Source organism: Paraburkholderia sp. IW21 (genome assembly GCF_041321145.1).
In the GTDB taxonomy this organism is placed as follows: Bacteria; Pseudomonadota; Gammaproteobacteria; order Burkholderiales; family Burkholderiaceae; genus Paraburkholderia.
The window spans coordinates 37,710-57,869 of record NZ_JBGGWA010000019.1; the positions used below are offsets into that span (position 1 = coordinate 37,710).

Genomic DNA, 20,160 nt, shown 5'->3' on the forward strand with positions numbered 1-20,160 from the left:
CCGCCCAATGTGGCTGCGCCTTGCATGAAGTTCGACATACGTGACCCCGTAACGTGTAGTTGAGGCACGTATTTAACCTGAATTGAAAGGTAAAAGAAAGCTTGTCAAAAATAGCTTTGAGCCCGGCTGGCGTGGTGCCGCTGCGCTAGCCGAGCTTTTAGACGCGCCTAAAGTGGCATCAAGGCGCTTTGCTCGCCGCGGTCGGCATGGCCTTGGCAGGTGCATGAGCGGCAGGCAGCTCCGCAGACGTCGCAGAGGCAGATGTCGCAGCCGCAGGGACCGCCGCCCCAGGCGTCGGCTGTGCTTCAGCCTCCCACCCGCCACCCAGGGCAAGGAACAGGTTGACCTGATCGATCGCCACCTGTCCTTCCGCTGCCGCGACCTGCGACTTCGTCGAGATCAGTGTGCGTGTTGCATCCAGATCCGAAATGAACGACTCGCGTCCGGCGCGATACAGCCGATGCGTTTCATCGGCCGACTGGGTGGCCGACTTCAGCGCGGCACGCAAAGCGTCGGCGCGGGCATAGTCCGACGCATAGGTCGCGAGGCTGGTTTCGGTTTCGCGCAAAGCGGTCAGCACCACGCCGTCGAACTTCGCCAACGCCACCTTGCTCGACGCTTGCGCTTCGCGCACACGGCCACGCGCACCATTCGCGGGGAAGGTCCAGCTAATCAGCGGGCCGAGGCCCCAGCGCGCCGTCTGCGATGTGCCGAGGTCTTCGAGAACCCCGGTCAAACCCGCCGATGCACCGATGCTCACCGTTGGATATAACGCGCCGGTTGCGACACCGATGCGCGCCGTCGAAGCCGCCAGTTGACGCTCGGCCTCGCGCACGTCCGGGCGCCGCTTGAGCAGCGCGGCGCCGTCGCCGACCGGAATCGGCTGACGGATCCGCGGCAGCCGGTTGCAGGCCAGCACGGCCGGCGGCAAATCGGACGGCGCGCGTGCCAGCAGCGCCGCGAGCCGATATTGCGCGATCTGGCGGCGCGCCGTATAGCGCGGAATATCTGCCGACAACGTATCCACCTGGGTCTGGCCACGCGTCACATCGGGCTGATTGCCGCGGCCCGCGTCGCGCAAACGGCGCGACACGTCCACACGTTGCTTCTGCAATACCAGCGACTGTTGTGCGACGCCGAGTTCCTCGGCCGCCGAGCAATTTTCGACGTAAGAGCGCACCACATCCGCGACCACCGTGATCCGCGCGAGATCGCCCGCCGCTTGCACGGATTCCGTGTCCGCCGACGCGGCTTCGACGCCGCGCCGCAGCTTGCCGAACAGATCGATTTCGTACGAGATGCTGATGCCGATATTGCCTTCATTCACGACCGGCAACTTCTCGGTGAGCAAGTACTGCTCGGCCGATTCCTGCGCCCGCTCGACGACCGCCGAGGTTTTGCCCGAGAAGCCGCCCTGCGCTTGCGCGACGCCCAGCGCTTCACGCGAACGCGCGAGGTTTGCCGCCGCGACGCGCAAGTCGGTGTTCGATTGCAGCGCTTCGTCGACGAGGCTGTTCAGCACCGGATCGTCGTACAGCTTCCACCAGACAGCCGGCACGTTCTGCCGCGACGTCAGCCTGGTATCGGCGCCTTCAATCGGCGCATTGGCGAGCGGCGCATTGACCAACGCCTGGTTCGGCAGCGAGTAATTGGGGCCGACGTTCATGCAACCATTGAGTGCGCCGGCTAAGGGCAACAGAGGCAACAACGGCAGTAAGGGCAGGGCGCGCGACAGCTTCATTGCGAGGCACCCGAAGCGCCCGCAGCCGGATGCTTCTTGCCGTCCGGCGACAGATCGCGCACCGACACCGTCGCGGTGCGTCCGGCGATCATGCGGAAGTCCGCAGGGACCTCGTCGAGCGCGACGCGCACCGGAATCCGTTGCGCGAGGCGCACCCAGCTGAACGCCGGGTTCACGTTCGGCAGCAGATTCGAGCCTTGCGTGCGGTCACGGTCCTCGATCCCCGCGACGATGCTTTGCACGTGGCCGCGCAGCACGTTCGGCTCGCCCATCACCTTGATATCGACGGGCTGGCCGATGTTGATGCCACGCAGCTTGGTTTCTTCGAAATAACCGTCGACACGGAAGGAATGCATATCCACAACCGCCACCACCGCGCGGCCCGCGGAGACGAACTCGCCGGTTCGTGGCGCGCGGTCGTTCAGATAACCGTCGACCGGACTCACAATGGTGGTGCGTTGCAGATTGAGCCTGGCCGTATCGATCGCGACGTTCGCATCGGCGAGCGCGGCCTCGGCCTGTTCGACACGCGAGCGGCTTTCTTCGGCGACTTCCGCCGCGACGAGGTTGCCGAGCTGGCGGTTACGCGCGTCTTCGCGGCGCGCCTGATCGAGGGTGGCGCGGCGTTGTTGCGCGGTGGCCTGCGCCTGGCGCAGCGCGAGCGCATAGCGAGCCTGATCGATCACGAACAACACCTGGCCTTGCTTGACCGGCTGGTTGTCCACCACCTCAACCGATGAAATCAATCCCGAGATATCCGGCGCGACCTGGATCACGTCCGCGCGCACGTGCCCGTCGCGGGTCCACGGCGCGAACATGTAATAGCCGACCAGTTTCCACAGCACGAGGGCCGCAGCCACGACGACGATCAAGGTCAGCAGAATTTGACCGACGGAGAACCAGGTTTTTTTCACGTTATTAGTCTGTGCGAAACGACGACGACAAGGCCCAGCACCAGCACGTAGATGCCAAGATCGAAGATGGAACGGTGCCAGACGAAGCGGTAAAAGCCGACGCGTGCGAGCACCGTGCGGATGGCCAGGTTGATCAGATAGGCGACCAACATCAGCACGAGCACGGCCGGCACGAACACGCCGAAAATATCGATTTCACCGATCATCGCGGGAAGTGGGAAAGGGAGAGAGCGGATTGCGGGACGGATGCATCAGGCAGCGGCCTCGGGTTTGGGCGGCGTGGGTGTCGACAGCGCAGGCGTTGTCAGCGTGGCCGGAAACAGCGAAAGACGCAAGCCGACCAGCGCATGCAGCGCCTCGCGCAATTGGCGCGCCGAGGTTTGCGAGGCCGCGCTCGACGTGCCGGCAACCGCGAGCCCTTGCGCGGTGACACGCGCCACGGCTGCGTCGATCGACCCCATCAGGTTTTCGGGCACCGGTTGGCGCGCCCGCCGCTCGACGCAGGTCTCGAAGTATTGGCGCACGTCATCGAGTACATGGTCGATCGCGGCCGGCGCTTCGCCGCCGAGCTTGCGGGTCAGGCGGCGCAGATCGAGCGCGTTGAGCGCGACGCGCAGATCGCGGAAGCTTTCGATCGACGGATGGCGATGGTCGTCAGTGGCGGCGAGGCGCGGAATCAACTGCATCAGGCGGTCGAGCATGCGCGCCGCGAGATTGCGCGGGTCCTCGATCGTTCGTGTGGACGCGGTCAGCGCCACGTCGGCCCAGCTCGAGCGCAACAGCCGGGAGGCCGCGAGTTCGGCGCCGAACGGGCGCGTCACGCGGGTCCACAGATATGCATACAGCAAGCCGGCGAGGCCCGCGAGATTGCTGTTCAGGAATACCAGGAAGTTGGCGTCGTAAGCGTCCTGGATGCTGATGAAGGTGGCCGTGTTCACGGCGACCAGAACCGTGGCCAGGTTGAATTGCGGGCGCGGGATCAACGTGCCGACAAGAATGAACGGCGCGGCGAACATGATGACCAGCATCGGGAAGTCATGCACATGCGGCAGCACGGCGAACAGGTAGACACCCGCAGCCACGACGCTGATCGCGGTCGCCACGAAGAACTTGAACACCATCGGCGCGGGTTCGTCGAGCGCGGCGAAGAAGCAGCAGGCCACTGCTGCCAGCGTCACGGCGCCGGCGCCGTCCGCCCATCCTGAGCTGATCCACAAGCTGGATGCAAGGATGACCGCGGCGGCCGCCGAGGTGGTCGAAAACAGCATGATGCCGCGGTCGAAATAGCGCGCTGTGCCGCCCAGCCGCCAATGGCGGAAACGGGGGCGCCACGAGCCTTCCTCGCGCGTGATGATGATGCGCAGCGAGCGGCAGTCCTGCCACACATCGACCACCTGTTTCATGCGCCACAGTGCGTTCGAGAGCAGCGCACCGTCCCAGCCCGCGAGCGCTGCCGGCGGCGGCTGCATGGCCACGATGCGCGCGCGCAACCGGTCGGCCACGGGGTCGGGGTGATAGCCCTCGCTGGTGGCGGGAAGCGGCTCACTGAACCATTTGATGACATCGGCCAGCAACGCTTCGAGCCCCGCGGGCCAGCTCTGGCGGCCGCTGTTGTAGAGCGCGATCAGCGGATCGGCCAGCGACGACATGATCGGCAGCAGCAACTCCATGCGCCCACGCAGTTCATGCGCGCGCGCCAGAATGTCCGGGCGGGTGTGGTCGTAGGCGAGTTGGCTCAGCAGCAGTTCCAGCCCGTTGATCGTGGCTGCGATCCGCTGGCGGGCCCCCGAGATCGCCGCGCCCGCAATGCGCCCGGACAGCGTTTCGGTTGCATAGAACGCGGCGTCGCGAAACCACGCGTCGGTCCGCTCGATGATGGTGGGCGCGAGCCGGCTCGGAAACAGCGTGCTGCCGACAATGCTCGCGCACACGATGCCGAGCGTGATCTCCTCGGTGCGGCTCACCGCCAGGTCGAACACGCCGCCCGGATTGGTCACGGAAGGCAGCGCGATGATCGGCATCGTATAGCCCGCCAGCAGGAACACGTAGCTGCGCGCGGTGCGGTCGGACACTGCCAGATACAGCAGCGTGCCGGTCCACAACGCGACGATCACGCTGAACAGATACGGCGATTCGACGAACGGAGGCACCAGCAGCACCGCGGCCGATGCGCCGAGCACGGTGCCGAGCGCACGATAGAGCGCCTTGGAGCGGGTCGCGCCGACAAACGGATTCGACACGATGTAGACGGTGGCCATCGCCCAGTACGGCCGCGGCAGCTCGAGCGCCAGACCGAGGTAGAGCGCGATCATCGCCGCGGCAAACGTCTTGACCGAGAACAGCCAGTCACGAAGGGAGGGATAGACCATAAACCGTTACGCCGAGTCTTTGGCGTCTGCTGTGAAAGCGGCCAGCACTCGCAAGGTCGCTTCGAGATCGCTGCGTGAAATGCCTTTCAGAGCCTGAGCACGTAGCGTGACGAGCTCTTCTTCCATTTTCGCGGTGACGGCGCGCCCTTCGTCGGTGAGCACCACGGTTTTTGCGCGCCGGTCTTCGGGATCTTCGTCGCGGCGCATCAGGCCGGCCGAGCACAGTTGATCGAGCAGCCGCACGAGCGAAGGCCCTTCGATACCGATGTATTCGGCCAGCGTGACCTGGCGCACCGCTTCGCCGAGCCGGCTGGCGGTGAGCAGCGGCGTGGCGCACGCTTCGGAAACGTTGAAGGCCGCGAGCACGCCATGACTTGTGCGCCGCCATTTTCTGGCAGCGACGACCAGGGTGCCACTAACGGTCCGGCGCAAGGCATCGAGATTCGACATGGCCGGTATTGTATTTCTAAAATATTCGTTAGCAAACTATTGAATTGGAATATTTCGTAAAGACGTACTTGGTAGCAGCCTCATGCCGCAATGTGACAACTCATGACACGCCCGGGGACTTCTTTCAGGCCGCGAGGCCGAGCCGTACGGTACGTGCCAGATCGTCGAGCTGGAAGGGTTTGCGCAAGATCGTGCAGCGCTTGACGGCGAGGCCCGAAATATCCACGTCCGCATAACCGGTCGCCAGGATGACCGGCAGGTCTTCGCGCATCTTGCGCGCCTCGGCGATGACGTCGATACCGTTCATACCCGGCATCGCGAAGTCGACCATCAGCAAATCGGGATTGTCGTCCTTTAAACGGTCTAGCCCGGCCCGTCCGTCCGCGGCTTCCGTCACGGTATAGCCGAGCATCCTCAGACAGTCGACCAGCATCGCGCGCACCTCGCCATCGTCCTCGACGACCAGCACGCGTTGTTCGCCGACCGCGTTCTCCTCGACATTGGATACCGCCTCGGTTTGCGGAGCCGCGCGCTCGCGTAACGGCAGCCAGATCTCCACCGTGGTGCCGGTGCCTTCTTCGCTGAACAGGCGTGCGGTGCCGCCGGCTTGCCGCGCGATCCCGTAGACCTGGCTCAAGCCGAGGCCGGTGCCCTTGCCGATCGGCTTGGTCGTGAAGAATGGATTGAACACGCGCGAGACGATGTCGGGGGGCACGCCGGAGCCGGTGTCGGTGACTTCGACCACGACATAGCGGCCGTGTTTGAGGGTTTGATCGGGGGCCGTGCGCTCCTTCACGTGAACGCCTAGCCGGCCGCCGCCGGGCATCGCGTCGCGCGCGTTGATCGCCAGATTGAGGATGGCCAGTTCGAGTTGATTGGCATCGGCCTCAGTCCACATCTCTTCGCAATCGGATTCGTTGATGTAGCTGATGCTCGAACCGAGCGACACGGTGACGATGTCGCGCATGCCTTGCAGCAAGGCGACCACGTCCACCGCTTTCAGATCGAGATTGCTGTTGCGCGAGAAGGTCAGTAATTGGCCCGTCAGTTTCGCGCCCCGCTCGGTCGCGCGTTTGACGGTGGCGGCCATTGCACGAATACGATCGCTGCTGCCGACTCGCGCGATCAGCTCCGCGTTGACCATGATGACGTTCAGCAGGTTGTTGAAGTCGTGCGCGATGCCGCCCGTGAGTTGCCCGAGCGCCTCCATCTTCTGCGACTGCACCAGTACCGCCTGCACTTTGGCGCGCTCGTGAATCTCCATCATCAGCCGGTTGTTGGCGGAAGCGAGCTCGTGCGTGCGCTCGGCGATGCGGCTCTCCAGCGAATCATTGAGTTGCACCAGCGCTTCTTGCGCCTCGATCAGTTCGGCCAGTTGGCGGCGCGACTCATACTGCCGCGAGCGCGCCCGCAGCGAGGACCCTACCGCGCGTCGGAGCGTTTCCGAGTTCAGCGGGCGCTCGAGCACCACTACGTTGCCGAGCCGCTCGAGCACTTCGAGGCCGCGTGCCGACCGGCGCCCGACGCGATTGGCGGCGAGCAGGATAAAGGGGAAGTCGGACCACGTCGGCTGCTGTTCGAGCCAGCCGAACAGCCGCGCTGCATGACCGTTCGCGAGTGCCTCTTCGGCGATCAGCGCGCTGCCCGCGCCGGCATCCAGCGTTTCGGTGAGCGCATCGGCATCGCGGCAAGCGACACATTCGCGGTCGTCCTTGTGGAGAACCTCGGCAATTACATCGGCGTCGCGGCCGTACGGCGCGAGGATAAGGACGCGTTGCTCCATGGCGTTATTGCCTGGACGTGTTGATGACGCGGTCGGGCGCACCGAGCAGCGCGGTGCCCCCGCGGTAGGCGGGTAGCCCCGAGAGGACGCCCTCGAAGTCGCGCAACGCTTCGCCGACTTCCACGCCGTTACTGGCGAGCCGGAACTGGCGGATCGAGCGCTCGTGTGCGCTCGCGCGGCTTTTCACCGCGGTGACGGCCGTCAACACTTCGCCGTGGTGTTCGAAATAGCGGAACAGCACGACGACGTCACTGAGATAGCTGATGTCGATGTCGCTCTGCACCTCGCCGATGATGCCGTGCTGGCCCAGTACGAGCATGGTGATGACGCCTTGCTGGTTCAGATAGCCGAGCAGTTCGTGCATTTGCAGCAGCAGATAGCGCTCACCGGGCATCGCCTGGAGATAGGCATTCAGACTGTCGATGGCAACGTACTTACAGCCCTTGTCCTCGACCGATTCGCGCACGTCGCAGGCGAATTCGCCGGGCGAGATTTCTGCCGGATCGATCTGGCGCAACGTGAGCAGGCCGCTTTCGACGTGCGGCGCCAGGTGCATGCCGAGCGTCGCACAACGGATCATGAGCGTGGTGAGGGTCTCGTCGAATACGTAGTAGACGCAGCGCTCGCCACGATCTAGCGCTGCGACCAGGCACGACACCACCGTGGTGGTCTTGCCGACGCCCGACGGGCCGATCAATAGCGCATTGGTGCCCGGGATCAAACCGCCGCCGAGCAGCGCGTCGAGACCCGGCGTGCCGGTGCTGCGCACTCGGGTATTGAATTCCGCATGATGCTCCGCCGCGACGAGGCGCGGATAAACGTGGATGCCGCCGGTGTCGAGGGTGAAGTCGTGATAGCCCTCGCGAAACTTGATACCGCGCATCTTCGAGATGCGCATGCGTCGCCGGTTCCCGCCGTAGTCGTGCACGAGGTTGTCGAGACTGATCACGCCGTGCGCGATGCTGTGCAACTGGACATCACCGGGGTCCGATGTATTGTCGTCGAGCAGGAGGACCGTGCATTCGCGGGTGGCGAAATAGCGCTTGAGCGCCAGAATCTGCCGGCGATAGCGCAACGGGTTCTGCGACAACAGACGCAACTCTGAGAGGCTGTCGAGCACGATGCGCACGGGCTTGAGCGCGTCGACCTGCTCGATGACGTTGCGCACGGTCTCGCCGAGTTCGACTTCGGCCGGGTGCAGCACGGTTTGTTCGTATTGCGGGTCGAGGCCTTCGTCGGACAGGAGTTCGAGGATGCTGAATGTGCTGATGTCCCAGCCGTGGCTGTCCGCTACTGAGATCAGCTCGTCGCGGGTTTCGGACAACGTGATGTATAGCCCTACCTGGCCGTCGGCGGCAGCCTGCAGTAAAAATTGCAACGCGAGGGTAGTTTTACCTGTGCCGGGGGCACCTTCGACAAGGTATAGGCGGTGCGGCGTGAGACCGCCCCCCAGAACGTTGTCGATTCCCTGTATTCCGCAGGAGAGACGGGCCGGTATGCCGGCGGCAGGTTGGTTAGACATTGCGTAACGGGTTGGCGTCAATTTAGTGGGCGGTATTTTCTTTGCCGGTACGGTGTGACCGCAATTTGTATGCCTACAGGCGCTGTTTGCCAGCGTCGATGAGCAACGTGATGATCGCCGTGCAGGCCACTTTCTGGTGCACTCGGCTCGTGCGATCGATTTGCCGCCCTTCCATAGGCACGAAGCGTGCTGTCGCGATAGCGCCCCGTTCGAAGGATTGCGCCGACATGAACAAGATCCTCATGCTTATTGCCGCGATTGCCGCCTTGTCGCTGAGCGCATGGCTGCCGCAGAGTGCGAATGCCGACGATGCGCCCAGCCCATGCACATCGCTCAAACGTATCGTCGCGACGGCGCCAGGCGGTTTAGCCTCGCTGACGCCGGATGACGGGAGGGGCATCGCGCAACCCTACGGCGATGACGCGCAATGTTCAGCGAACCACGGCAGCTACCAATGCACGTGGACGCCGCACAACGACGCCGGCTCGAATGCGGACGCCCTGCAGGCCGTCGCGGCGGATATCGCATCGTGTTTGCCGGACGCGACGCACGATCAGAATTCGCCGGGACGTCAGCACTTTTATCTAGGCACGCGTGCCAGGCGAACCGATATCACCTTGACGCGTTCTGGTTCGAACAAGCTGAGGCTGGTTGTCTCGGGCAAGTGAGCGGAAGAGGAGTTTCGACGCGGCCAAGCTGTCCCCATGCGCGCAGCCGTAGCCGTTACTGAGTGGCGGGCCACCATGTCCAGCCGCGTCGCGCGCATCGCAACTCGACGACCGAGAGCGGCGCGACTTCGATGCGTGGAAAGACGGCGGGCGACGCCCCGAGCGCATGAACGATCGCTGCCCGGATCACCGGCGCGTGCGTGACGGTGACCACATCTCGCCTATTGCGCGGCGCGCCGCTCGTTGCTTTGCTTGGCGCCGCATCCATTGCACCGCCCATTGCGTCGCTTAACGCAGCATCGCCCGTTAGCCTGCTGATTTCTTCGCTCATTGCATCGAGCCATTGTCCTACCCGCTTGACGAGTTGACTGAATGACTCGCCGTCGGGTGCGGCCGCGTCGGGATCGTGCGTCCATGCAGCGAGATCTTGCGGCGCTTCGACGGCGAGATCAGCGAGACGCCGGCCATGCCATCGACCGTAATCCCTGTCCGCCAGTCCCTTGTGGACGGTTGCGACGAGACCTAAGGCCGACGCCGTCTCGCGCGCGCATACGGCTGGGCTGACGAAGACCGCCACGACGTCCGGAATCGACAGACGCGCTCGCGCCGCGCTGGCTTCGGCGAGGCCGCGTGCGTCGAGTGGATCGTCGGCGGGGAAACGGCCTGCGCGCATTGCGGCGGTCGACGCGTGGCTGACCAGTAACAGCCGTGTGTCCATTCAGTTCATTTCCATGAAGGCCCAGACTAAAGCGGGAGGCGTGCGACCATGCCTGGCGCTATCGAGAGGCAAAGTTTAGCGCGTAGAATAGCGGCACTGCGAAGCACGGAAGCCGGTGAGAACCCGGCGCGGTCGCGCCACTGTATTCGGTATTCACAGCCGAAAGCCAGACCTGAGCTTCGCACTATTCCTTTTCAATCGACTATTGGGGCGCGTTACCCCCAGGAGATGTCCCGTATGACCCACGCTGTTTTCGATTCCGCGACTCTGCCCGCCGCTCAACCCACGCCGATTCCACTGCGTGAGTTGTTGCCCTGGGTCGTGTTCGGCGGCTTGCTGCTGTTGCTCGCGCTTTATTTCGTTGGTGCGGAACAGGGTGCCACGTCACTGATTCCCGGCATGTACGTGCATGAATTCGTGCACGACGGCCGCCATCTGCTCGGCTTTCCCTGCCACTAACGGAGTCGACCATGGTTGGTAAGTTGTTGGTGCGCGGGATGCTTGCAGGCATCGCCGCGGGACTCCTCACGTTCGGCTTTGCCCGAGTGGTGGGCGAGCCGCAGGTCAGTCAGGCGATTTCCTTCGAGGAAAAGACCGAGGCCGCGGGCGCCGATGCACACGAACACGGGCATGAAGAGGAACTCGTAAGCCGCGGCACGCAAGCGGGCTTGGGCCTGTTGACTGGCGTCGTGGCATATGGCGCCGCATTCGGTGGGTTGTTTTCGCTGGTGTTCGCGTATGCATATGGCCGCGTCGGCGCATTGAGTGCACGCGCGTTGTCCGCATGGTTGGCGCTCGGCGCGTTTGTCGCGCTGGTGATCGTTCCGAGCATCAAGTATCCGGCGAATCCTCCGTCAGTGGGCGACCCCGGGACGATCGGGACCAGGACCGGCTTGTTCTTCCTGATGATCGCGATCTCGCTGACGGCGTTGGTGTTTTCGCTGAAGGTGCGGCGCCGCGCGGCGCTGAAGCTGGGCGCGTGGAACGGATCGATTGTGGCGGGCCTGGTGTTCATCGTGATCATTGCTGCTGTGCAGTTGTCGATGCCGACAATCAACGAAGTGCCGGCAGGTTTCCCGGCGACGCTGTTGTGGAAGTTTCGCGTGGCGGCAATTGGGATGCAAGTGATTATGTGGACGACCATCGGGTTGCTGTTTGGCGCAATGGTCGAGCGGAGCAAGCTGTTGATTCCCGCGAGTCGCAGCGCGGCGAAGTCTGCTTACCTTTGATCGAGAGGCGCGACCGCGAGGGCGGTCGCGGTCGCGCGGACGTGCAGCGCCAGAGAAGCCAAAGACATCAGGTACTTGGCGTGCTTGCCAGAATGTTATCCACAGGCTTATGGACAAAAACTGGGGATAACTTTGGAGCGTTCGCTTGAACGGCTAGGTCACGCATAGCTCGGTTTTCATGGGGACGCCCAGTCCCCTTCTTCCTTGTCGGCCCGATGCGGCCTCTCAGCTTCCCTCTACCTTCGCGCAGGAATATCTCGTGGCCGGACTAGTCGCGAGGGCTTTTCTGCGTCTGCTTTTCTTGTTGTCGCCGTTATTGCGTGTCCATGGCCTGCATGTTCTTTCGTGACGTCTTACGGCTTGTTCTGGCTGGCGTCGCAAGCGTCTGTTGCGAGAGGCCAGGGAAGTCACAAGTTTAGGATTTGTCGGATTTCCACTATCGAGTCTTCTTTATAGAGTGCTTGGGCTTCAAACAAGTACAACCAATAAGGATGACTATGAAAAACAAAAGACTTGATGAGAGACCAACGGGAATAACGGCACGCCTGCTCGCCGCATTCATGCTGCTCATGGTCGCGTTTGGCGCCAACGCGGCAGATTACATGCAATGCATGCAGACCTACCAGAAATCTCTCGGGATTCCCGGGACCCCGACCTGCGCTATCCAGGTCGCGGGCACTTCGCCTATGTCGACGGGCCCGGACGATCCCTATAACGCATTGAATTACTACAACTGTCCTAATGCCTCGGATTGGATAGCCGACTATTGCGGCGGCGTACCGGTCCCGCCTCAGTCCGACGACTCCTGCCCCGTCGCGGACCCGGTGTTGCCGGCAAAGGGCATTGTCATGCTTTCCGAGCCTGACTTCGCGAGCGGCGACACGCTTCCACTTGTCTTTAAGCGCACGTATCTTTCGAAGCCCTATGACACCACGCAGACAGCGATGGGCCGCAACTGGGTCAATAACTGGCAGCGTAGGCTCGACCTGCTCGGGATCAACGCGAGCGTGCCGCACATTGTTGCCTATCGGGGTGACCAGCAAGCTCTGACGTTCAAGTGGATTGGCGGAGCGTGGGTCGTACCAGGAAATCGCGGGCTCTCCCTGACGAAAGCGGGCGACGGTTACTTCTACCTGAAGGACGAACTGCCGGGTACGACGGAAGCCTACTCCGATACCACCGGTAAGTTCTATTCCGAAACGACCCGCACGGGTGTGATCCGCAAGGTTTTCTATGACGGCAGGCAGCGCCTGTCATCGATCGCCGAGTGGCCGGCCGATAACGTGATACCGGCAACGGCGACCTCAATTCGTTTGGAATACGACAATAGCGACCGTGTCGTTACCCTGGTAGATCCTTTGGGAATGCCGACGTCCTATGCTTACGACGGAAAGGGCAATCTTGTTTCGGTAACTGCACCATATGACCACGTTCGTCAGTATCTGTACGAGGATGCCCGCTTCCCCAACGCATTGACGGGCGTAAAGGACGAATCCGGTTCAAGGATTGCAACGTGGGCCTACGATTCCAGCGGGCGTGCAATCTCGGTTACCCATCCTGACACGACGCGTAATGTGTCGCTCAGCTATGGTCCCGGCATGACGACGCTCAGCGACATGTCCGGCAGGAGCACGTACACCTTTGATGTCCTGGATACGCGGCGTCCTCGTTCAATTGCTACGCCAGGCGGCACGGTATCGCGTGTGTGGGATGCAGCAGGGAATCTGAAGCAGAGGCAGACTCCTGATGGAGATGTCCAGTACACCTGGGACAGCGCCAACCGGCCAACGAAGGCAATTGCAACCGTCCCCGGGAAGAAGACGGTAACGACGATTGAGTACAACGATGACAACTCGCTGCGTCCGCATCTGCTCGCTACACCGGGCAAAGTCCGCGCGTTCGTTTATGACTCGCGAGGCAACGTCACGGGCTACGCGGAGCGGGAAACGACCGACCTGACAGGCGAACAGGGACTGCAGGCGGTCGGAACGGGTAGTCAAATGACAGTCGGCGCGCGCTACGACGATGTGGGTCGTCTTCTGTCAGCCACCGTCATCCAGGACGGCAGGAAGATTGAAGACTGGACCTACACGTATGACGCAAAGGGCAACATCGCAACGACACGGGACGCCGTGTCAGGTTGGGCGATGCGAACGCTCGAGCGTAACGCCGCGAACCGTGCAACACAGATAGCGGGTAACAGCGGCCAGGCGAGCATCGCTTACGATGAGCGTGGTCGCGTAAAGTCTTTCCAGTACAAAGAACCGGCGAGTTCCATAAATGGCAGTCTCTCCCGCGTACTGGCAGTCGACTATCAGTATGCTGCGAATGGCACGGTGTCGTCACATTCGGCGAAGGTCTCTGCTAACGGTGCGTGGTGGCAGCCGATCAGCGACGCTGAACTGGGTGTGTGGCTTACCAACTGGGAGTTGGGCAATGACCCGGTTGCGCCACCGCCTATGCTCACAGGAATCAAGTCTGATGCTGGAGCCTTCGTTCCAGAAATGTGCGTTGAATGCTACATGACGTGGAAAGCGAAGTTCACGGGGAAGCTTTTTAGTAGTGAACTGAGCGATACACTGCCGAAGTGGGGCGAGACCACGGAGCTGATGCTGGGCGATCAGTCGCAGGTTCCTTATCCTGCTCTTGTGCCAGATCTGACCGGTTCTGCGAAGAGGTCGATGCTTTATGGGGCCCTTTTCAAGGGCGGTAGCGGTGACGGCGGAATGGTAAAGTGCGGTGGCAGGGAGGCTCACGAGAGTGAGTGCTTCGCGCAGTATGAAGCTCAAATGACGATATGCAATACGATTGCTCCTCACATGGGCGGCGCGCGAGCAGTCGCGCTGTGTAAGCAAAGGGCATTCCAAATCTATCAAGAGTGCAGAGGGTATTGATGGCTAATCATCCGCCGTATTCCGTGGTTCTGACATATATCGAAGATCGTCAAGAGTTTGCCGTGCAAGCTGTTGATCGAGCCAGATTAGCCCCGGTCGTGGCCGGGACGCTTGAGGCACCAATCCTGCTGGACGAGCACGATTTCAAGCTTGACGACGCGTTCGCACGACGGCTTGGAGCCGCGATGCTCAGTCTGATCGCGCTGGGTCAGCCGGACATCAAGCAATACATGAGCTTTACGCAGGACCCAATCGACTAGTCGCCCGGACAGCGAGATAGTGAACCACAAGGAAAGTGACTCGAAGCTATAACGCAAAAGGGTAGGAGGCGTCGCCTACCCTTTTCGTGTATCAACAGTACAGGGGGTATTAATGGTTAATCATCCGCCGTATTCTGTAGTTCTGACCTACAACGAAGATCTGCAGCAGCTAATTGTGCATACCATTGATCCAAACAGGCTTGCCCCGCTCGTTGCAGGGAGAATGGGCGTTGTGATGGCCGATGAACAAGATTTCAAACTGGATGATGAATTTGCGCGACAGCGTGGAGTTGGAATGCTCAATACGATTGCGCTGGGGCAGCCTGACATCAAGCAGTACATGACGTTCACAGAAGGGCCGATCGACAAGTCGTAAGGGCAGTAATTGGTCAACGCTTCAGTATCATTTGACCGACGTATGGTCATGGCCCCGAGGGGGCGGGAGCGACGCCGCTGATGGTCGAAGGCGATTTCAAGCTTGACGACGAATTCGCGCGACGACTTGGAGTCGCAATGCTCAATCTGATTGGGGCGGGCCAGCCTGACATCAAGCAATACATGACCGTTACGCAAGAGCCAATCGACAAGCCGTCAGAACAGTAATTGACTAGGGGTTGAGTGGCATGATCGACAGACGTCTGGTCATTGCGCTGAAGGGGCAGGAACGAGCCTGGTGAGGCTCGTGAGAAAAGTGCGAACTTGTCCCCTCTTCGCCAACGTCTGGCGGGGGGCGCCGCGCGCCGCCGGAAATCTCCAGAGCGAATGCTTCGCGCAGTGTGAAGCTCAAATTGAAATGTGCAATGCGATTGCTCCTCGCATGGGCGGCGCACGGGCCGCCGCGCTGTGCAAGCAGAGGGCATTCCAAATCTATCAAGAGTGTAGAGGGTATTGATGGCTATTGATCCACCCCGTTCCGTGGTTCTGAACTACGACGAAGACAGTCAGCGGTTGAATGTGCAGTTAATTGAACCTGCCAAGCTGGCCCCGCTTCTGGCTGGAAAATTCACGGTGCCGATCCTGCTGGACGATTTCGATTTCAGGCTTGACGACGAGTTCGCGCGTCGGCTTGGAGTCGCAATGCTCAATGCCATTGCGCTGGGTCAGCCTGACATCAAACAATACATGACGGTTACGCAGGAGCCCATTGACAGGCCGTCAGAACAGTAATTGACCAAGGGTTGAGTGCCATGACCGACCGACGTTTGGTCATTGCGCTGAAGGGGCAGGAACGGGGCTGGTGAGACCCGTGAGAAAGTGCGAACTGTCCTCTTCGCCTCCGTCCGGCGGGGCGCACCGCGCGCAGCCGGAAATCTCCAAAGCGAATACTTCGCGCAGTACGAAGCTCAAATCGAAATGTGCAATGCGATTGCTTTCCACATGAGCCGCGCTTGGGCAGCCGCGCTTTGTAAGCAGAGGGCATTCCAAACCTATCAAGAATGTAGAGGTTATTGATGGCTAATTATCCGCCGCGTTCCGTGGTCGTAACTTACGACGAAGATAGTCAACAGTTGATTTTGCAGTTAGTTGACCCAGCTAAGCTGGCGTCGCTCTTGGCTCAAACACTGAAAGCGCCGATCCTGCTAGACGAATTCGATTTCAGGCTTGACGATGAATTCGTGCGTCGGTTTGGGGGTGGAGTGCTCAATCTCATTGCGCTGGGTCAGCCGGATATCAAACAATATATGACCTTCACGCCTCACCCAATCGACAGGCCGTCAGGACAGTAATTGGCCCGAGGTTGGATGATGCCGGGTCAGAATTACGGTTGTCGAATTTTTGCGGCGTCGCAGCGGTGCTGCAACCGGCGAGGAGGCGGCTGCTGCGGACATGCAGCGCCGCAACCCCCACGGTCCACCAGCTCGGGCCACTTCAGGCCGCGTCGTGGAAAATCACCCCCAACGTATGCCGGTGGCCCGACCGCAGGCGGCTCACCCCATGCCGCAGATTCACCCGGTACACGCCGCGCGTGCCTTGAACCGGCCGGTGATGAACCGCAAACACGACCGCGTCGCCCTTGCCGAGCGGTACCACTTCCGTGCGCGATTGCATCCGCGGACGCTGCTCCGTCATCACGAACTCCCCGCCTGTGAAATCCTCGCCCGGCTCGGACAGCAGAATCGCGACCTGAAGCGGAAAGACGTGCTCGCCGTACAGATCCTGGTGCAGGCAGTTGTAGTCGTCCATGGCGTATTGAAGAATCAGAGGCGTCGGGCGCATCTGGCCGGCGGCGTGACAGCGCTCGATAAATTCGCCATGCACGGCCGGATAGCGGACATCGATATTCATCACCTCATTCCAGCGATTCGCCACTGGCACGAGGCGCGGATAGAGCTCTGCGCGCAACTGTGCAACCCGCTGCGGTAGCGGATACGCAAAGTACTTGTATTCACCACGTCCGAAACCATGCCGCGCCATCACGACGCGGCTGCGGTACAGCTCTTCGTGTGCATACAGCGCGGTCAGCGCGCCACATTCCTGCGCACTGAGAAGATTGCGCAGCATCGCGCAGCCATAACGATTCAGCTCTTCTTCGACATCGAACCAGTCTATCGCACCGACGCGCCGTGCGAGCGGGTCGGCTGCCGCACCCGGCGCGGCAGCACATTGCGGTTTCGGCTCCAGCCCCAGTTCCAACTCCAGCGGGTGCGAGCGCAGATCCTTCGCCACCGTATTCATGAGCATTCTCCATAAGGCGATTCATCGAACGATGACTAAGTGTAATCAAGTGCCTGAGGCCACGCACTCCGACTCTTGCTCTTCAATTCTCTGCCGGGCTATGGCGCGCTCCGCGCTAACCCGCCGCGCGGGCATCCCGCAGGCGTCGTAAGCTAAAGCAAAGACCTGCTTCGAAAGTGCAAACTTCGCGAAACGTGCCACCAGGTTCATAGTAGGACCTTATTAAGCCCTATAAACGCATTCGGAGACTTCGCCCATGTCTGCCTCCCCACGGAAACTCGACGACTGGCTCAACAAGGAGGTGGTCACCGAAGACGCCATCACCGTTTTTCCGCTAACGGCAATGGCCGCGACCCTCGACCGGGAAGAAAGCGGCGATACGATACCGCCGCTCTGGCACTGGCTGTACTTTCTGCCGACGGCGCCGATGTCCAGGACTGGGCCCGACGGTCATCCAAAGCGCGGCGATTTTCTGCCGCCGGTTCCGTTGCCGCGCCGCATGTGGGCCGGTGGCCGCCTCACATTCCACGCGCCGCTCAAAGTCGGCGAGCATGCCAAACGCACGTCGACCATCGCCAATATCGAGGACAAGACCGGCCGTTCGGGCCGTCTCGTGTTTGTGACGGTGCAGCACGCGATCGAGGCCGGTGGCGAGCTGAAGCTCGAAGAAGAGCACGACATCGTCTATCGCGACGCGCCGCAAGAGGGCAGCCGGCTGCCGCAACCGGCGCTCGCGCCGGAAGGCGAAACGTGGCGGCGCACTATCGACGCCGACGCCGTCATGCTGTTCCGCTACTCCGCGCTGACCTTCAACGCCCATCGCATCCATTACGACTACCCGTACGTCACGCAGGTCGAGGGTTATCCCGGTCTGATCGTTCATGGTCCGCTGATCGCGACGCTTCTGGTCGATCTGGTGCGCCGCGAACTGCCAAATGCGACACTGCAAAGCTTCGCGTTCAAGGCGCTGCGCCCCACTTTCGCGGGCCAGCCTTTCACGGTATGCGGCAAACCCTCCGCCGACGGCAAGACCATCGACCTGTGGGCCAAAGATCACGAAGGCTATCTGACCATGCGCGCCACGGCTGCGCTTGCCTGAACTCGGCGAAAGTCGACCATGCAGACCACGCAACAGGATTCGTTTCAGGACATTCGCGAAGCAGCGCGAGATCTATGCCGGCAGTTTTCCGGCATGGCACTCCACGGCAAACTCTTCCCTTCAACCTGAAATCGAGGGAAAGGCGGACGCACTGGCGATCAACCCGATTGCGTTCCATGTTCCGTCACCGCAGCCGGCTTTGGCTTCGGCGGATTCGGAAGGCTCTGCTGGGGCGCATTCTGCCTGATCGTTTCCGCCGTCGCGCCCACCAGTTGCAAAGTGCTGCCCTGCACCTCGATCTTCACCGGGTCAGTCTTCTTCCATAGCTTTTTGGGCACTACCAGCTTCCACGTCGCATCCTTGCCAGCGTTGCGGAATAATGCGACGACGCCGACGTATTCCGCGTCGCTGTTCATCGGTTCGCTGACGCTCGCGCTGGCATCTGGACGGAGCACCACGTCCGTCGTTGCCAGCAGGTCTGCCTTAAGCGCCGCGACATCATTCGTTTGCAGTTGCGTGTAGCTGAGTTGCTGGAACGTTTGCGGCGTTTTCAGTTGATAGATCCGCACGACGGTCGACAACGATTGCCCTGCGCCGTTTGGGTTGAGTGACGACCGGCTGACAAGATCCACGTTCATCATCTTGACCTGCGTCGTGAACGCCCATTTCGCCGCATCCACTGTGCTGTCTTTCACGGCCTGTCCTACTCCGCAACCTGCGACGGCAAGGATGGCCAACGCCGCGGCGCCGATTCGAAGTGCCCGCATCATTTTGTTGATCCCTTTTTCGTGTTCCATGTTCGTGAATCGCTGCATCAGTGCGTTGAGTGCTGTTGAGCAGCATGTCGGTCGCTGCCTCCTGTCCACGCGCCGAGTTGCACTCGCGTAACCGGGCGGGCCTGCTCCTGTATGCGAGGCTGCGGTAGTTGGGTCGTATAGCCGAGACTGACCTGATTCGAATTCAGTGCCTGGGTGGGCATCAACTCGGGATTCACATGCATCTCGAGTTGCGCCCGCGCTTCGTAACCGAGATAAAAACGCAGCAGCGCCATTACCTCGCTGTGATTCGCCCGCCCCGGCATCAGCCCGAGTACCGATTCGCGCGTTTGCGGGGTGATGACGATCCGCACCGCGTTTGCGCAGTCGTAAAATCCACGGCCAAGCAGGCATTCCTCACCTAGCGGGGTCCGCGGGTAACCTGCCGCACTGATCCACACCGGGTGGAACTCCTCCACGGTGATTTGCGCATCCGGCACCGCGTGTTGCAACACGCCAACCAGACCTTCGGCTGTACGCGTCTTCTGGCTCGCTAGCCCCAGCATCGAAAGCAGCTTGCGCGTGCCCACTACCGAAGGCAGTCCCTGGGGGGCGGCTGCAGCAAGATCAGGTGACGCGATGCCGAGGCCGGCGAAGCTCAGCAGATAGCGCGAAATTTCATCTGTGCCGCCTTTCCTGAAACCAGCGGGATACCGGTACTTGCGCCACACGCGGTAATACTGCGTGACCACCCGGTGATGGAAGATGTCGAGGAATGCCGACATGGATTCGGCACCCTCGCGATTCTGCGCGACCTCGTCGACAAAGTACGACGGCATGCGCGCGTCGACCCCGTACAGGCCGAGAAAAGTCGTGCGTATGGCGGGCGGCATCGCCGGATTATCGAGGTCGTATTCAACCGCATCGATTTCGCGGTTCGGAAAGCCGAGCCGCGCTCGCGAGCGAAAGCGCACCGGCTCGGACCCCGGCGAATCGGTCGTGCCGACGGGCGGCCGATCAGGTGCGGCAAGTTCGATCAGCTCGCAGAAGCGGAAGAAATTCATCCGTGTCGCGTCGACGAG

21 protein-coding genes and 1 riboswitch are annotated in these 20,160 nt (G+C 61.5%); of the genes, 9 read left to right on the top strand and 12 right to left on the bottom strand.

The window, feature by feature from the left end; all coding sequences use genetic code 11:
* Positions 1–178: 178 nt before the first annotated feature.
* The 8 genes from ACAX43_RS30865 to ACAX43_RS30900 form a co-directional block, all read right to left on the bottom strand.
* Positions 179–1,741 (bottom strand): efflux transporter outer membrane subunit, encoded by a 1,563-nt coding sequence (locus tag ACAX43_RS30865; RefSeq protein WP_370712132.1) that lies wholly within the window; start codon positions 1,739–1,741, stop codon positions 179–181.
* The gene (locus tag ACAX43_RS30870) at positions 1,738–2,655 is read right to left on the bottom strand and encodes an efflux RND transporter periplasmic adaptor subunit (protein WP_370712133.1); all 918 of its coding nucleotides are present in this window, start codon (positions 2,653–2,655) and stop codon (positions 1,738–1,740) included. Before ACAX43_RS30870 ends, ACAX43_RS30865 begins: the two co-directional genes overlap by 4 nt.
* Positions 2,652–2,861, bottom strand: a complete 210-nt coding sequence (locus ACAX43_RS30875; protein ID WP_115778589.1) for a DUF1656 domain-containing protein — start codon at positions 2,859–2,861, stop codon at positions 2,652–2,654. Before ACAX43_RS30875 ends, ACAX43_RS30870 begins: the two co-directional genes overlap by 4 nt.
* 45 nt (positions 2,862–2,906) lie before the next feature.
* Positions 2,907–5,024: an FUSC family protein gene (locus ACAX43_RS30880; RefSeq protein WP_370712134.1), complete on the bottom strand. Its 2,118-nt coding sequence runs from the start codon at positions 5,022–5,024 to the stop codon at positions 2,907–2,909.
* Between the two features lie 6 nt (positions 5,025–5,030).
* Positions 5,031–5,474 carry a MarR family winged helix-turn-helix transcriptional regulator gene (locus ACAX43_RS30885; RefSeq protein ID WP_370712135.1) on the bottom strand — a complete coding sequence of 148 codons (444 nt, stop codon included), beginning with the start codon at positions 5,472–5,474 and terminating at the stop codon, positions 5,031–5,033.
* A 124-nt stretch (positions 5,475–5,598) separates the two neighbouring features.
* Positions 5,599–7,257, bottom strand: coding sequence for an ATP-binding protein (locus ACAX43_RS30890; protein ID WP_370712136.1), 1,659 nt, complete (start codon positions 7,255–7,257; stop codon positions 5,599–5,601).
* A gap of 4 nt (positions 7,258–7,261) precedes the next feature.
* The gene (locus ACAX43_RS30895) at positions 7,262–8,779 is read right to left on the bottom strand and encodes an ATPase domain-containing protein (protein WP_370712137.1); all 1,518 of its coding nucleotides are present in this window, start codon (positions 8,777–8,779) and stop codon (positions 7,262–7,264) included.
* A 73-nt stretch (positions 8,780–8,852) separates the two neighbouring features.
* The gene (locus tag ACAX43_RS30900; RefSeq protein WP_370712138.1) at positions 8,853–9,008 is read right to left on the bottom strand and encodes a hypothetical protein; all 156 of its coding nucleotides are present in this window, start codon (positions 9,006–9,008) and stop codon (positions 8,853–8,855) included.
* On the opposite strand from ACAX43_RS30900, the gene ACAX43_RS30905 reads away from it, so the two are divergent.
* Positions 9,007–9,447, top strand: a complete 441-nt coding sequence (locus ACAX43_RS30905; protein ID WP_370712139.1) for a hypothetical protein — start codon at positions 9,007–9,009, stop codon at positions 9,445–9,447. The genes ACAX43_RS30900 and ACAX43_RS30905 overlap by 2 nt on opposite strands.
* 55 nt (positions 9,448–9,502) lie before the next feature.
* Here ACAX43_RS30905 and ACAX43_RS30910 read toward each other — a convergent pair whose 3' ends face one another.
* Positions 9,503–10,165, bottom strand: a complete 663-nt coding sequence (locus ACAX43_RS30910) for a histidine phosphatase family protein (protein ID WP_370712140.1) — start codon at positions 10,163–10,165, stop codon at positions 9,503–9,505.
* A gap of 56 nt (positions 10,166–10,221) precedes the next feature.
* A riboswitch (cobalamin riboswitch) is annotated at positions 10,222–10,360 on the top strand.
* 42 nt (positions 10,361–10,402) lie between these two features.
* On the opposite strand from ACAX43_RS30910, the gene ACAX43_RS30915 reads away from it, so the two are divergent.
* From ACAX43_RS30915 to ACAX43_RS30945, 7 genes are all read left to right on the top strand, one after another.
* A complete protein-coding gene (locus ACAX43_RS30915) occupies positions 10,403–10,624 on the top strand; it encodes a CbtB-domain containing protein (protein WP_370712141.1) in 222 nt (73 codons plus the stop codon).
* Positions 10,625–10,635: 11 nt separating this feature from the next.
* Positions 10,636–11,394 (top strand): CbtA family protein, encoded by a 759-nt coding sequence (locus ACAX43_RS30920; protein WP_370712142.1) that lies wholly within the window; start codon positions 10,636–10,638, stop codon positions 11,392–11,394.
* Positions 11,395–11,891: 497 nt separating this feature from the next.
* Positions 11,892–14,288 carry a DUF6531 domain-containing protein gene (locus ACAX43_RS30925; protein ID WP_370712143.1) on the top strand — a complete coding sequence of 799 codons (2,397 nt, stop codon included), beginning with the start codon at positions 11,892–11,894 and terminating at the stop codon, positions 14,286–14,288.
* Positions 14,288–14,548, top strand: coding sequence for a hypothetical protein (locus tag ACAX43_RS30930; protein ID WP_370712144.1), 261 nt, complete (start codon positions 14,288–14,290; stop codon positions 14,546–14,548). The genes ACAX43_RS30925 and ACAX43_RS30930 overlap by 1 nt, the downstream gene beginning before the upstream one ends.
* A 112-nt stretch (positions 14,549–14,660) precedes the next feature.
* On the top strand, positions 14,661–14,924 hold the full coding sequence (locus ACAX43_RS30935; RefSeq protein ID WP_370712145.1) for a hypothetical protein: 264 nt from the start codon (positions 14,661–14,663) through the stop codon (positions 14,922–14,924).
* A 515-nt stretch (positions 14,925–15,439) separates the two neighbouring features.
* Positions 15,440–15,715, top strand: a complete 276-nt coding sequence (locus ACAX43_RS30940; RefSeq protein WP_370712146.1) for a hypothetical protein — start codon at positions 15,440–15,442, stop codon at positions 15,713–15,715.
* Between the two features lie 284 nt (positions 15,716–15,999).
* A complete protein-coding gene (locus ACAX43_RS30945; protein ID WP_370712147.1) occupies positions 16,000–16,275 on the top strand; it encodes a hypothetical protein in 276 nt (91 codons plus the stop codon).
* Positions 16,276–16,417: 142 nt separating this feature from the next.
* Here ACAX43_RS30945 and ACAX43_RS30950 read toward each other — a convergent pair whose 3' ends face one another.
* The gene (locus ACAX43_RS30950) at positions 16,418–17,224 is read right to left on the bottom strand and encodes a 2OG-Fe(II) oxygenase (protein ID WP_370712148.1); all 807 of its coding nucleotides are present in this window, start codon (positions 17,222–17,224) and stop codon (positions 16,418–16,420) included.
* Between the two features lie 256 nt (positions 17,225–17,480).
* Here ACAX43_RS30950 and ACAX43_RS30955 point away from each other — a divergent pair, with 256 nt between their 5' ends.
* A complete protein-coding gene (locus ACAX43_RS30955; RefSeq protein WP_370712149.1) occupies positions 17,481–18,323 on the top strand; it encodes a MaoC family dehydratase N-terminal domain-containing protein in 843 nt (280 codons plus the stop codon).
* A gap of 158 nt (positions 18,324–18,481) precedes the next feature.
* Here ACAX43_RS30955 and tssJ read toward each other — a convergent pair whose 3' ends face one another.
* Both tssJ and tssG read right to left on the bottom strand, forming a co-directional pair.
* The gene (gene tssJ, locus ACAX43_RS30960) at positions 18,482–19,093 is read right to left on the bottom strand and encodes a type VI secretion system lipoprotein TssJ (RefSeq protein ID WP_370712183.1); all 612 of its coding nucleotides are present in this window, start codon (positions 19,091–19,093) and stop codon (positions 18,482–18,484) included.
* Between the two features lie 44 nt (positions 19,094–19,137).
* Positions 19,138–20,142: a type VI secretion system baseplate subunit TssG gene (gene tssG / locus ACAX43_RS30965; protein ID WP_370712184.1), complete on the bottom strand. Its 1,005-nt coding sequence runs from the start codon at positions 20,140–20,142 to the stop codon at positions 19,138–19,140.
* Positions 20,143–20,160: the final 18 nt, after the last annotated feature.